Source organism: Romboutsia sp. LXY-2 (assembly GCF_056171995.1).
This window is the reverse complement of sequence record NZ_JBKFGI010000008.1, coordinates 238,184-252,051: the sequence shown is the minus strand read 5'-3', so window position 1 is coordinate 252,051 and position 13,868 is coordinate 238,184. Positions and strand designations below refer to the sequence as shown.

Below are 13,868 nucleotides of genomic sequence, written 5' to 3'. Positions count from 1 at the left end.
AGTCTCATTTAATAAATTATATCTCTGTATAAAAGAATAGATATTACCATTTACTTATGTTAATAACTTTTCGTGGATTTCAATGGTAGAGTATAATCGCAGAAATAATAACACTATTTTACATTACCTTTCCTACATAAATTTTCTCCCAAGGGGTCATGTAAGGACAAAGTCCTTGTTGCTATTGTCTATATTTTTCTCTAGCACTACTTATAACTTCTTTTATTAAATCTAAAGCATCATGAGAAAAATTAGTCAAATTAATATCAAAATTCAAACTATCCCAATCTGAAATAGAATATAATTGTCCGATTGCATTGTTTAAAAATGCAGTGTTCAATATATTAACCCCTATAAAATTTAGTGTAATTTCACCACCACCACCGGCTATTATACCTTTGATTCTATCATATATTATGTTTCCCTTTTTATCATTATCAGCAGAAGTTGACTGTAGTTCATCCTTTATAATAATTTCATACTTAATCATATTAATTCACCTCTTTCTTACACTTGGCAAGGATATTATTTAGCATTATATATATATAATATATATGCAACTTTCCTAGTGGAGTTTCATAATATCTTAGATTTCCAATATAACATTCATCAAATTCCCTTGTAAAATTTGAATATATTATACTTGATTCAGTTATCATTCTTTGGTCTTTTATTTTTCCAATTTCATTGTATATAAAATCTAACTGTGACATATCTAATTTTTCAATTCTATTTATATCAATTGGTACACTTATTTCTAAATTATCGAATAATTGTCTATCATAAACATGATCTAATGTGAAATTCGTAAATAGTGCAATATTCTCTTTGTATTTAGTTTTAGTTATTTTTATTAATTCATTCATCTTCTCCTTATAATTTAAATCCTCATTTGTTATAACTTCATTTGAGTAAAACTTAATTTCACTAAATCTTTTTGTAGAATAATATGCTATTCCATCAAATTTTTCTCTTTTTAAGGTCTGAGCTAATATCTGTGGTATAACATACTCTTCGCAAAAAGAAAAGCCTTTATATTCTTTTCTTTTTTCAAAACTACATACTGAGCTCAATAAGTTTCTATAGAACTTACGCTTATCAAACACTTTTGTTTTAAATAGATTTAAACTACTATCTTGTATAAAGGTTTCATTTATATCTTTATATATATTATTTCTTAAATCATAAATTTTAATATCTTTATTAATTTTATATGTACAAACTTTAAATTTTTTTAACTGCTCATCACTTATCTCTAATTCTTCAATAATATCTATTATAGAACTCCCTAGATATATCATAGGCTGACCAGTTAAACTATATCTTTGGTTACTGACTAAATACCTTTTGTTAAAAGGTATTTGATACATATCCCACGATGTCAATATGCTTTCAGATAATCTACCTCTATATAATAAACTATGTTTAATTTCCTCTGCTTCTATACCTTCTAATATATTATATGCTTCCATAAATTTTGTAAATTTATCTAGTGATTCACTCCATTTAGCATCAATCCATAATATATATATATCCTTTATTTCATGAAAAAAGCTGTGTATTTCTTCATCACTAATTGATTCTAATAACTTCCTCAATTTATTACATCCATTTGAGCATTTCAATCCACATGTACTGCATTTTGTAGAATGTTTTATTGCACATCTAAGTTGTGATATAAATATTTCTTTATATTTTTCTAAGGCATCCTCATAATTATCAGCTTGAGATTGAGATATACGCCTTAGTTTTTTTTGGTAAATATCACTTAAAAAATTTACTAAACACTCCATTTAATTTCTCCTTTTAAATATCACTTAGACTAATTTTATCAGTAATTATGTTATTAACTACTGCATCTTCTTCTATTATATTATCTATTTTTAGAGTAACAATAACTCCTGGAAAAAAGCTTCTCATTTCTTGAGGATCGTAGGAAAAGTTATTTACATCATTCTCGTCGTACATATTTTCATTTAATTTAATCATTGATTTTCCAGACATTATCTCTATTTCACCATTTAAATTTGATATAGTTTTCCTCAAAAGGTATAAACCTAAACCTCCAGAAGTATTACCTTTTCTAGTTGTATTTAACTTTCTTAGAGCCCACAAAATAGCTTTTTTATCATCATCAAAATTATAGTCACTTTGTTCACATATGTTCTGTTTTATTGTCTTACCAAAATTACATATACTAATATATAACCTATTATCTTTTAAGTTAATATAAGAACATATACTTCCTTCTGATGGACTCGCATGCATATAAATATTGGCTGTCATTTCGCTCAGTATTATCTTTAAGTCATTATACCCTTTTAAATTAAGTTCTCTGAACTTATCTATTAGCAATTCTTCAACTTCTTTACTATCCTCATCACTTTCAAAATTGAAATATACATATTTTAATCCATCTCTATGATCAAAAGAATACTTATGAAAAATTCTATGTATAATATTCTTATTCATTTTTATTTCATTATTTTTTTCATCATTCAATTTCAATATAATTTCATTATGCTTTGAAACACGTTTGAATATAAGTCCGATAGCTGATAGCAAGTTTGTGTGAATTAGTCTAGTTCCACTTAAATCCCAAACTATACTTACATTCCTAACAGACTTACACTTACCCCATAAATAAGAAGTAAATTCTATTCCTTTTTTACTTGATGTTAGTTTCCTAGGAAAAATTATCTCCATACAATCACCTCTATATATGTATATATTACCATATTTATATACTTACTTTAAATCATATATTATAAATAGCTTAAATAACTATCTTATAATATATTTCAATTATATATCCTTCTTAATTTTTTCTTCCTAACTTATATATTAATGTACTCACGCACTCTCTTACTTTCCTTGATTAATAATTTTAATATGCTATCTTGGGGCAGTATTTATCCCTCGTGTATATATTATAATAAACGTAGTAGATCAACTATAAACTTTTACCTACTACTACAATATCTAGAATTTTTTTACTCATTTATATACATCATAGTGATTACTTATTTTTCTAGTTTAATATAACATTTAACTTTATGTGCATTTTATTTAAATCTACTTCATACTTTTCTTGATATACTCTAGCAGTTATAATAATTGATATACTATTGTCCATAATCAGCTTTAATAGATCTTTTTCCCTATATGTAGGTAATACCTTTACTTTTCCATTTAATTCTACCTGTATACATAGTTTCCTATCATGCCCATCTAAGTATTTTATTATGAACTTTTCTTCGCTATCATTTATCAAATAGTTCTTTACTAGCTAATATTAGAAAAAACCGGTTCATATACAACAGTTAATACTTGTGCAATTGCTTGTTGTATCATTCTATCTACTGCTGTTGGGATTCCAAGTAACCTAGTCCCACCATTATCTTTTGATATTTCTACTCTTCTAACTAATGAAGGTATATATGTTCCATCTAATAATTTAGATTTAATTGTAATCCAATGCTTTTTAGCATAGTTGTAAAGTTCATCAGTCTTTATACCATCAACACTGTGATTACCATCATTTCTAATTACTCTTTGCATCGCAAGGTACATGTTGTACCTTGCTAATATCTTATCGAATAAATTATTAGTAGATATTATTGCACTGTTTTCTATTCCTACCTCCGGTAATACTAAAGCTCCGCTATGCACTCCATGTTTATCTCTAGTTTCCAACTTTCCTTCCACATGATAGTATGAATATTCAGTCGTATAGACTTTATTCACGTTCTTCACTTTATCCATAGTTGAAAACCGCCTTAATGTTCAGTTCTTCATATTTACGTGCACATAAATAGTACTATGACGTATTCTGAGTTCTGATAGTTCAACTCCATATCACTATGTAGGCTATCATTTAGGAAATATACCCTTTAATAAGGATATATCTATCAGACCTCCCCAGGAAAGAACAACAACCTTCATCTCATATATCTGCTACATTTACTCCTATAAATTGGAATAGTGTGGGACTTTGATTTGTTAGAAAAACTCGTCTATTTCTAGCAAGCCTCATATGTAATTCGTATTCCTCAGACCGAGACTTTGCTGTAGGCTTCATTCATATTCCACCTCACGATGGACACCCTTGACCTTTGCTAGCGGTTACAACTATCAAGCCCGCAACGGACTTTCATCGTCAGGTTGTTGACCCTGCTGGGCACACCTAAAAAACACATCGACAAAATTGTCAATGTGCTTTTCGTGAATTTCAATGGTGGAGATAAATCACAGAAATAATACCCACGATTAATATTCAGTATTATATTCATTTGAATTATTTTTAATTTATATCATATTCTATTTGATTTTATTCTAATTTTAATATGTCTCTAATAAACTTTCCTAGAGGTTGTTTTAAATCTTGATTTTCTTCTTTAACATTTATACCATATAGAATCCTATTTTTTTCATTTACAGCAAACTGTTCTATGCTAGATTCATCTATATGAGATATTACACTTTTTAAAGTTTTTTTTCTTTCTATGCTATTTGATAATCTACTACTAAGTAATACATTAGTTATAGAATTATAGATATCATTATCATAAATTGCTTGCGTACGGATAATTTCTGCTGCCAATGACTTATGAGACTGGTATACTTGCTCTAGCTGAAACATTTCAATAGCTCATTCTATATATTGTTTTCTTTTTTCATCTTTTACGTTAGATGTATTTATTCTAATCCTATACTTATCAGTTTTTAAAGTATCATTTTTCCCATACAACAAATCTAATAAGATCCTTCCTTGTTCACTTGTATCTTTCGGTATAACTTCAAACTTTACTTCTTCATTGAAAAAATCATTATATGGATATAAAATTTCAATAGGCTTATCAAGTTTCATCCTAGAATTACAAATTTGACATGATGGTACAAAATTGTATAATGATAAAGAAAATAATTGGAATCTAGCTTTTGGATAAAAATGATCTAAGTCTGCTGTAGCTATAATATCAATATTATTTTTTTTATGTTTACTCGGTTCGTATGATGTAATATACTGCCTGTTACAATACGGGCATACTGATAGATCTAATGTTTTTAATATTAAATGTCTATACTTATCAGTCAAGTCATCATAGTTTATAATAAAACTTAGCATTTTATTAAATTTTTTAATATCCTTTAACTTACTAATTTTTACTCTTTCATTTTTATAAAGTATATTTTTATTTTCTAATTTTATACTAACTGCACTCGCTACAGTATTAATATTATCCTTTATGAACTTCTCACGATTCTTCTTATTCCAATGTTCAGAACTAATTCTAGGTACCTTTACTATTTTAGGCTCTATATTTAATTCAATGTGTTTAAAATTATATTCTATAACCTTTTCATTATAGATACTCTCTATCGTTTTTATGCATTCTTCCTGATTAAAGTTATTATTTTCAGCTTGTCTTAATATATTATATTTTATTTGCTCCAAATCATAAAATACAAATTTTGCGAGCGAGTAGTATCCCATAATCTTAATCCAATGAGTTTCATTAATACCTTTAGGTGGTGTTTTACTAAAATTAGCTAATTCTCCAATAAAATCATTGGATAGTAAGATGTTAATTAAACTTATATCTATAGTTTTATCTTCATTTTGAAAAAAGGGTATTATTGTATTTAATATATATACCTTGTCTTCATCATTTAGTTTATTTGTATTAGTTGTTATACTTTCTATTAAGTTAAAATATTTACATTTAACTTTATCTAGCATTATATCCTTATACCAATTTTTCAATTGTAAGACATTTACTTCTCCATTTACATTTAAATAAACTTTATTTTTAAAAACTTTTTTGTCTATTAAAATCATAATCTATCCTCAGTGTTTATTTTACTTTTAAGCTCTACTATTTCTTGCTTTAAATTTATTATTTCTTTCATTAAATAATCTACTAATATTGGAGATTCCTGTTCAAGTAAATCATTTTCCTTTTCTTTAAACATATTGTTAAGTCTAGAGCGTATTAATTTATCATCAATCATATTTATCATTTTATGTATTTCGTTTTTTTCATTAGGTAACATATCAAATGATAATTTTTCAAGACCATCAATCCTATCAATAACTTGTTGAATTTTATGTTGTACAAACTCACCTATAGGTGCATTCATAAAAAACCCATCATTTAAAATTTCGTAAATATTAGCTGCAAAGCTATGCTTAGGCTTACTTATAATTCTATTACCTCTTCCCTTTTCATCAATATTAAAACTTATACAGTTTATATGATTTTGTGGAATATCAGAAACTATAAACGGAGAGTGAGTACTTATAATAAATTGACACTTTTTATTCGTTCCACTTAATAATTTATTTGTAAATGTTGTTATATTATATATCAATTTTCTAGACCATTCTGGATGAAATGATGCTTCTGGTTCATCTAAAATAAATAAATAGTTTAAAGCCTTCTTATATCTCTCATATTCGTATTTTTCATCATCATCATAATATTCATCTAAATAAAATGTATTATATATACATGCAAATAAATCTAAATATGCCATTTCCCCTGAACTTAAATTAGAAAACCCCACTCTTCTAAGACTTATTTTTGTCCCAGAGTATACTCTTTTAATTTCATCAGCGAAATTGATTATCTCAATCATTGATTTATCTTTTTTGGCTTCTCCCCTTTTATTTAATCTAATATTGAATTTTATGCTATCATTAGATACGACTATAATTTTTACCCATCCTTTCTTAATTTGTAAAAATATCTTATCTATGAAATTGAAACTCGCATATCTTTTTATTATTTTTATTATTAAATCTTCATTCTTTTGTTCCAATTTAGTTATTATATAATTTAATTCACACTTTAGGTAATCATTAAAATCCTCTAACGATATTACTGTCTCTAAATTTTTATAGCCATTATAGTTTTCAATATATCCACTAAGGTGCATAATCCAAGATATGTAAATATTCATTTCTAATAACTCTATTATATCTTTCGGGAATTCATGCTTATTAAAGCATCTTACTAATAAACTATCCTTGTACGATAAATATTTAATATACATTTCATCGATTTTACGTGCATGATAATAATATCTATCATCAGTATCTAGTATATAAATTTCATTTTCACTCATCATATTAGTTGCTGTATTAATTATATTTTTTAAATAACTATTTAATTTCATATTCTGTAGTAATTCCACCACATGATGAGAATTTAAATCTAATGAAAATTGATATATTAAATTTTCCGCTGGAAAATATCGTTCTAATAGCTTTAACTCCCTAGTCACAAACTTATAAATTGATGCTGATTTATTAGAGGCTTTTATCCCATGTTCCTCTGGATCCATATCATTACATGTCCAACTTCTAATAAGTGTATTCGATTTATAAATAGGCTCAAACGGCTCATCATATATATCATTTGGAATTATAAGTTTGTTTGCATTCCATGTTTCTACTATATCTATATTCATATCATATTCTAAATTCGACTTAAAAAACCACCTCAACTTACCATTTATATCTTCTAAATATATTGTGAAGTAAATCCCTTCCGCGTTTCCTTCTATACAACTCATGATTGTCGACTTCCCTACTCCATTTTCTCCTACAATCAAATCTAATCTATTTATATGTTCTTCATTTCCCCAAAATTTAGGTGAAATACAATTTTCTACTTCTTTTTTAGTAATTAATACTTTCCAATTAAACCCAGTATCATCAAGTTTTTTAATATAAAAATTAAATTTATCACTAAAGCTTACCTCTAGGTCATTTAGTCCTGTAAATGAATCAAATATGTATGCATATACTAATTGAATATTACGCATATACTCCTCCCCCATAGTTATAATAAGTATTACTTGTTTAGTCTTTATTAAACCATTCCTTAACATCTAATATATTGAGGAATATGTTCATATAAATAAAAAATCCACGATACTACTTAAACTGTAATATCGTGGATTTCAATGGTGGAGACGAGGGGAGTCGAACCCCTGTCCGCAAGTCTTTTCCTCGTTGCATCTACGTGTGTAGCCAACTGATTTAGTATCTCGCCTTACACATCGCCCAGCGGCAAGCTATGTGATCGGCCAGTCCCAATAAGTCCGCTTTCGGTCGAGACACCCCGAAAGTAGTTCCCTGCATAGTTGACGACCAGGCCAAAGCCGGCAGGAGGGCTAAGGCGGGTCGAGCAGAACTAAGCTGCTAAAGCGTAATTATCGTTTGCGTTTGTTTTAAGTCCCCAGTTTTTACGTGACCCAGAGTAACACGACACGCAGCCCCAAGTTCCATACCCACGTCGAAACCTTTACGCCCCCGCGGTATTTTTAAGTCCTTGGACTGTACTTCTTCGCAAACTTTTTTCACCATCAATATTTAGTTGTTTATCTTGATATATATATTAATACTTTTAGTATTAAAAAGCAAATGTAATTTAGTGGATAATACCACAGTATTTATAAATACTATTAATATTTTCCTCTTAATTCTCTTTCTATTGTTCTTTGAGCATCTTTTTTAGCTAAGTCTTGACGCTTATCATGTAGCTTCTTCCCTTTAGCTAAAGCTAACTCAACTTTAACCTTACCATTTTTAAGATATACACTTAAAGGTATTAAAGAATAACCTTTTACAGTAGTTAATCCTATAAGCTTTCTTATTTCATGCTTATGAAGTAATAACTTTCTAACTCTTAAAGGGTCTGCATTAAATCTATTACCTTGCTCGTATGGGCTTATATGAACTTGTTTTAAGAAAACTTCACTATTATCTACAGATGCATATCCATCAGTTAAATTTAACTTACCTTGTCTTATAGACTTAACTTCTGTACCTTTTAATTCTATACCACATTCATAAGTCTCTTCTATAAAGAACTCATGTCTTGCTTTTCTATTACTAGCTAACGTCTTAGTTCCTGCCATACTCTCACCTTCTTAACTTAAAATTTCTTCATTAACACTTTACAATTTTATTAGTAAAAATATACCATATTTATGGCTTATAGTCAACATCTACAGATGTTATTATGTCCATATACGCTACTTATTATTAATCATATGCTTTCATTTCTATATATATTATTGTTCATGTTCATTATTATTTATTTCATTATTTATAGAATATATAAAATTAGTATAAAATCCAATTGCAACCGTATAAAGTATAATTCCTGCTATTTTTATAAATTTTATATCCTTTACCAAACCAGCAAGAACCACTTTATCAATAATTGTACTTTCATGTTCAAGTATAAGTTTTAATGTATTTAGCTTACTTGCTGCTGATGTAAATGGAACTCCTATAAGTACAATTACAAATATTTGAAACGTCTTATTTCTCCATAATTTTCTCATACTTCCCCTCACCCATTATAAAAATAGCTTTATATTTATATAGCATTTGCATATTTCTATATATAATTTGTCTAAAAAAACTTCATACTATATAGATTATAGCTACTATTAAATATATCCTCTTTTTTAATTGGGCTAATAATTACTCCATAAAATTATAATCTAGTCTATAAAGCCAAATGCATTCGTTCTCGTCTAACCAAAACTCTATAGATATTTTTTTGCTTTTATCTACATATCCAATAATATTTGTTCCTTGCTCTAGTCTCTCATAGTAGTTATCCCCGTATAAACCTACTATTCTTTCCTTACTATCACCAATCTTCACACCCTTATAGCTCTCAATATTTTTATCATTAACTACAAATCTAATAATCTTCTTGTCATTCTTTTCAGTAGCTACTTCAATATTTTCTGATAAAAAATAATAATCATACATAACATTATCATGACTAAATTCAGTTATCTTGCCATATTGAGACTCTACTTTTTCATCATCTATTTTGTCTCCTAAATAAATACCACTTATATTTTCATCTTTTAAGTCAGTAGTTTTACTAAGTCTATGGTGATAGCTTCTTGAAAAATTTATATCAAAATATGAAACACCTACTAACAGAGCAATCAATATTACAAACCATATATAATACTTTCTTTTCATATTTATAAGTTTCCTATTCTCTACTTTTAAAATATATTTTCTGATATATAAATTTTGCTAACTCCAGGTATATAAATAATATATATCTTCGAATTGTCCTCTAGCTCTTTATAATAATATAAAAAATCTCTATTCAAATCAGGTATATACTCCTTAGGAATTTTGCTCCCCCCATAACCTCTAATCTTATCTATAACTTCTTCAAATCCCTCAACTACCAAACTACTTTTATCATCTTTCCACTGAAATGAATTTCTTATATAGTCTTCATCTTCACACTCATAAATACTATATCTTTCTCCGTCACCTAAAAGACTAGCACCGCTAGATTTATAAAATATTTCCTTTGTATCCTTAGGCATCTCTATATCCCAATTTGACTGTATAATATCCACTGAATCAGTAATAATAATATCTCTAGATACATATAGAATACTCGCAGAAAGTAGTACTATTACTGTTAAGCCTAATAACATATCCCATCTTTTGTTCATGTTATTCTACCTCTGACTCTCCATCATCTTCTACATACTCCAAAATATCTCCAGGCTGGCAATTAAGCGCTTTGCAGATTTCATTTAGGGTGCTAAACCTAACCGCCTTTGCCTTATTGTTTTTTAATATAGACAAGTTTGCCTGAGTAATGCCCAGCTTCTGTGATAATTCTGTAGAACTCATTTTTCTTTTTGCCATCATTACATCTAAATTAACTATTATCGCCATCGATTACTCCTTTAAATTGTTTTATCATTTTCTTCTTTAATATCTATAGACATTTCAAATAAGTTTGATGATACCAGTGCGAAAAATCCTATTGCAATAGAAACGAACGAAACTATTATACATGGCACTATAGTAAGTGCATATAAGTATACATCGTGTATATAATAAGCTGCTATTGTCGCTCCATTAAATAGTAATACTTCACTAAAAGCACACATTCCTATTTTTTTGATTAAGCTTGGTATTTCTCTTGAAAAAGGATTTTTGTTGCTCATTAATTTGCATAATTTTTTTAATAATACTAATGCTCCTACATAAGGTGCTGCACATATATATATTAACACTGTTATTGTAGTTACAAAATTAGAATCCATTAACTCCTGATTAGTTTTAAACATAGCTGTTAATACTAACGGTGTACCTATTAGCATTAATAAGGTAATAGCAATCCCTAATAAAACTATACTATTTAATATCTTAGAATTTCTATCTTTTTTCATTTTTTCTTCCTCTCTTTATCTTTATTGTAATTATAATTCTAACTACTTCTTTATTATATGTCAATAATTTTATACTATTCTTCAATATATTTTTATCGTTAAACAATATAAAAAGAGCATTTCCAAATAATTTTCATCATAGGAAATACTCTTTTTAATTATTTTTATTATTTTATTGATAGACTATACCAACTATTTTAGTCTCTTTCTAAAGTAGTTGTTTCATCATCATTTAATATGTTTTGATACATTAGATAATAAGCAGATGCTGACCAACTGAAGTTAGCAGTATGAAGCCCTTTACCTGTTTCAGGGTTGTAGTTTTCTCTTATAGGTCCATCTCCTAATAAGCCTTCTGTATTATCAAATAACTTATATGCCATTTCTCTTGCTTCATCTGTGTATCCATAGTTTTGTAATCCTTCTACTCCAAATAAAGCTTGATCTAACCAAACTGGTCCTCTCCAATATTTATCTGGGTTATACTTTTCATTATCTTTTGATGCTGTTGGGAATGGTACTAGAGTGTTGAATTTACCTTCATCCATTACATTTTTCTTAACCATCTCTGCTTCTTCTTCCGATGCTAAGTTAGCCCATAATGGTATAAATCCTTCTGTTCCCTTTCCTCTATTAACTAGTAACTTGTTCTTTGAAGAATCCTCAGAGTTTATTTGTAAATCATAGAAGTATCCTGTTTCTTCATCAAACATGTTCTCTCTTATGTATTTTTGTAATTCTTTAGCTTCCTTCTCAAATCTCTTTTCATCATTTTTTAGATTCAATTCCTCTGCCATATCAGCTAAGAACATCTTCTCTGCATACAGATAAGCGTTTAGATCTACAGATTCTTGATTTATAGAGTATCCTACTACTTCACCATCTTTGTTTTTATTTTCAAATACTTTAACCCCTACGTCATCTTTACCGACTCCCTCTTTGTCAAATCTAGTAGCATTATCCATTCCGCTTTCCCATGCAGCTGCTTCTATTATTGCTTCTTCATCAAACCTTTTGTTGCCATTTTCGTCTAATAATACATTTCCTTCTTCATCATATAAATAATGAGCCTCATGTACCATACCACCATACTCTGCTATTCCATTTTGGTTGTGGTCTCTGTTTGTGTACCACCAGTTATGATATTCTACTAGTTTCGGATACATCTCTTTTAAAAATGCCTTATCTCCTGTTTCTTCATATACATTCCACACTGCCCAAGCTGCTAGTGCTGGCTTTGAGTTTCTTTCATTCCAGTTTCCACCATCTCCACCTCTTGCACTATCCTTATTGTAGAATATTGCATCTATTATAGCTCCAGCATCTTGCGGCCTTAACTCATCATCTTCACCTATTTGGTAATCAAATAATGCTCTTATATTATCCTTTGCAAGCTCTCCATCAAATCTAGTAGTTGCTACAGCTTGCTTCCAAGAATCCCATGACCAGAATCCTACAAAATACTTATATGATAAAGATGGTACTATACCACCATGCTTTAAGCTTCCTGCTGCACTTCTCCAGTTTGTAGTTAAAGTTTGAACTGATTTAACAGCTGCATCTTGGTATTCTTTAGGCATATCTTCTACAGTATCACCTAATGTTTTTTCTAAATACTTTTGCCAACGCTTTTCATTTTCCTTAAATGATTTTTCAGGATTAGAAATCATCTTTTTAACTACATCATTTTCCTTTTTAGCTTCTTCCTCTGTAAATGTATAACTTTGTGTAGAATAGGTGTTAAACGTTTTCTTAGGCTTTATAGAAACAGTATCTTCTAGCCTTGTCTCATACTTATCTCCATCAACAGTTGTTTTTGTATTACCTTCATACTTAACTTCAAACTTAGTCTCTGGCGTTGAGAAGAACGACCATATAGATCTTACATCAGAAAAATTAACCTTAACACCTTCCTTTGTAGCTTCTAAAGTTTGGTTTAAATCATAAATCTTATTTCCACTTTCATCTGTTCCCAATGAATAAGGCGATTTATTAAATATAGAACCTGTCCAACTTAAATCTAAGTTTAGATTTTTATTAGTCTTATTTTCTATATTTGTTTTAACTAAAGCAGTTCTATCTGATGCAAATATTAACTCTAAATTAAGATTTAAATCCTCAAGCTCATATTTTTGTACCAACTTACCTGGATATGAATCAAAACTAACCTTAGCACTAGTTAAATCATACTCTTTCTTAGTATCCTTATTTACTATCTTTATCTTAGATATAGTATCAGTTAAATTTATAGGATACTCTTCCCCAACTATCAACGGACCAGCAAAACCTCCATACAAATGAGTAGCATCATCCTTTGGTAAATAATATCCATGCCAAGCCCCCATATCCGAAAACGGATTAAACTTATTAGTATTATAAGTAGCATTAATCTCAACAGTCGGATCTGCTTGTACATTTAACACATTCTTAAAATCCTTAATATTAACATCCTTCCCCTTCGCAAACACAGTACCTCCTAATGAACCTACTAATAAAGAACTTACCATAATAGTAGCTAATACAGACTTCACCTTCAACCTAAATTTCATGTAATAATCCTCCCCAATGTTTATAAAATTATAAATTTTAATATGTATACTTTTTTACAAAAAAGCAAAAAA

The 13,868-nt window shown here is 28.5% G+C and carries 16 protein-coding genes and 1 other RNA gene; all 17 read right to left on the bottom strand.

Annotated features, from left to right (window positions below; translation table 11 throughout):
• Positions 1-181: 181 nt before the first annotated feature.
• Entirely contained in the window at positions 182-490 is a 309-nt protein-coding gene (locus ACI48P_RS14900) for an STAS-like domain-containing protein (protein WP_475217062.1), read from the bottom strand.
• A 1-nt stretch (position 491) separates the two neighbouring features.
• Positions 492-1,793 carry a hypothetical protein gene (locus tag ACI48P_RS14895; RefSeq protein WP_475217060.1) on the bottom strand — a complete coding sequence of 434 codons (1,302 nt, stop codon included), beginning with the start codon at positions 1,791-1,793 and terminating at the stop codon, positions 492-494.
• Positions 1,794-1,806: 13 nt separating this feature from the next.
• Positions 1,807-2,706, bottom strand: coding sequence for a hypothetical protein (locus ACI48P_RS14890; protein WP_475217058.1), 900 nt, complete (start codon positions 2,704-2,706; stop codon positions 1,807-1,809).
• A 325-nt stretch (positions 2,707-3,031) separates the two neighbouring features.
• Positions 3,032-3,274 (bottom strand): hypothetical protein, encoded by a 243-nt coding sequence (locus tag ACI48P_RS14885; protein ID WP_475217057.1) that lies wholly within the window; start codon positions 3,272-3,274, stop codon positions 3,032-3,034.
• Positions 3,275-3,285: 11 nt separating this feature from the next.
• Positions 3,286-3,765 (bottom strand): hypothetical protein, encoded by a 480-nt coding sequence (locus ACI48P_RS14880; protein ID WP_475217056.1) that lies wholly within the window; start codon positions 3,763-3,765, stop codon positions 3,286-3,288.
• A 181-nt stretch (positions 3,766-3,946) separates the two neighbouring features.
• Positions 3,947-4,081 carry a hypothetical protein gene (locus ACI48P_RS14875; protein WP_475217054.1) on the bottom strand — a complete coding sequence of 45 codons (135 nt, stop codon included), beginning with the start codon at positions 4,079-4,081 and terminating at the stop codon, positions 3,947-3,949.
• Positions 4,082-4,330: 249 nt separating this feature from the next.
• Entirely contained in the window at positions 4,331-4,642 is a 312-nt protein-coding gene (locus ACI48P_RS14870) for a hypothetical protein (protein WP_475217053.1), read from the bottom strand.
• A 9-nt stretch (positions 4,643-4,651) separates the two neighbouring features.
• Complete coding sequence (locus tag ACI48P_RS14865) at positions 4,652-5,842, bottom strand: hypothetical protein (RefSeq protein ID WP_475217051.1); 1,191 nt, start codon at positions 5,840-5,842, stop codon at positions 4,652-4,654.
• Entirely contained in the window at positions 5,839-7,833 is a 1,995-nt protein-coding gene (locus tag ACI48P_RS14860) for an AAA family ATPase (protein ID WP_475217050.1), read from the bottom strand. The genes ACI48P_RS14865 and ACI48P_RS14860 overlap by 4 nt, the downstream gene beginning before the upstream one ends.
• Positions 7,834-7,975: 142 nt before the next feature.
• Positions 7,976-8,325: a transfer-messenger RNA gene (gene ssrA / locus ACI48P_RS14855) on the bottom strand.
• A 150-nt stretch (positions 8,326-8,475) separates the two neighbouring features.
• The gene (gene smpB, locus ACI48P_RS14850; protein WP_475217049.1) at positions 8,476-8,931 is read right to left on the bottom strand and encodes an SsrA-binding protein SmpB; all 456 of its coding nucleotides are present in this window, start codon (positions 8,929-8,931) and stop codon (positions 8,476-8,478) included.
• Between the two features lie 156 nt (positions 8,932-9,087).
• Positions 9,088-9,363, bottom strand: coding sequence for a hypothetical protein (locus tag ACI48P_RS14845; protein WP_475217047.1), 276 nt, complete (start codon positions 9,361-9,363; stop codon positions 9,088-9,090).
• A gap of 142 nt (positions 9,364-9,505) precedes the next feature.
• Entirely contained in the window at positions 9,506-10,024 is a 519-nt protein-coding gene (locus ACI48P_RS14840; RefSeq protein ID WP_475217046.1) for a hypothetical protein, read from the bottom strand.
• Positions 10,025-10,050: 26 nt separating this feature from the next.
• Entirely contained in the window at positions 10,051-10,518 is a 468-nt protein-coding gene (locus tag ACI48P_RS14835) for a hypothetical protein (RefSeq protein ID WP_475217044.1), read from the bottom strand.
• A gap of 1 nt (position 10,519) precedes the next feature.
• Positions 10,520-10,747 (bottom strand): helix-turn-helix domain-containing protein, encoded by a 228-nt coding sequence (locus tag ACI48P_RS14830; protein WP_475217041.1) that lies wholly within the window; start codon positions 10,745-10,747, stop codon positions 10,520-10,522.
• Between the two features lie 11 nt (positions 10,748-10,758).
• On the bottom strand, positions 10,759-11,247 hold the full coding sequence (locus ACI48P_RS14825) for a DUF2975 domain-containing protein (protein ID WP_475217037.1): 489 nt from the start codon (positions 11,245-11,247) through the stop codon (positions 10,759-10,761).
• A gap of 197 nt (positions 11,248-11,444) precedes the next feature.
• Positions 11,445-13,796 carry an alpha-glucosidase gene (ygjK, locus tag ACI48P_RS14820; protein ID WP_475217034.1) on the bottom strand — a complete coding sequence of 784 codons (2,352 nt, stop codon included), beginning with the start codon at positions 13,794-13,796 and terminating at the stop codon, positions 11,445-11,447.
• Between the last annotated feature and the right edge of the window lie 72 nt (positions 13,797-13,868).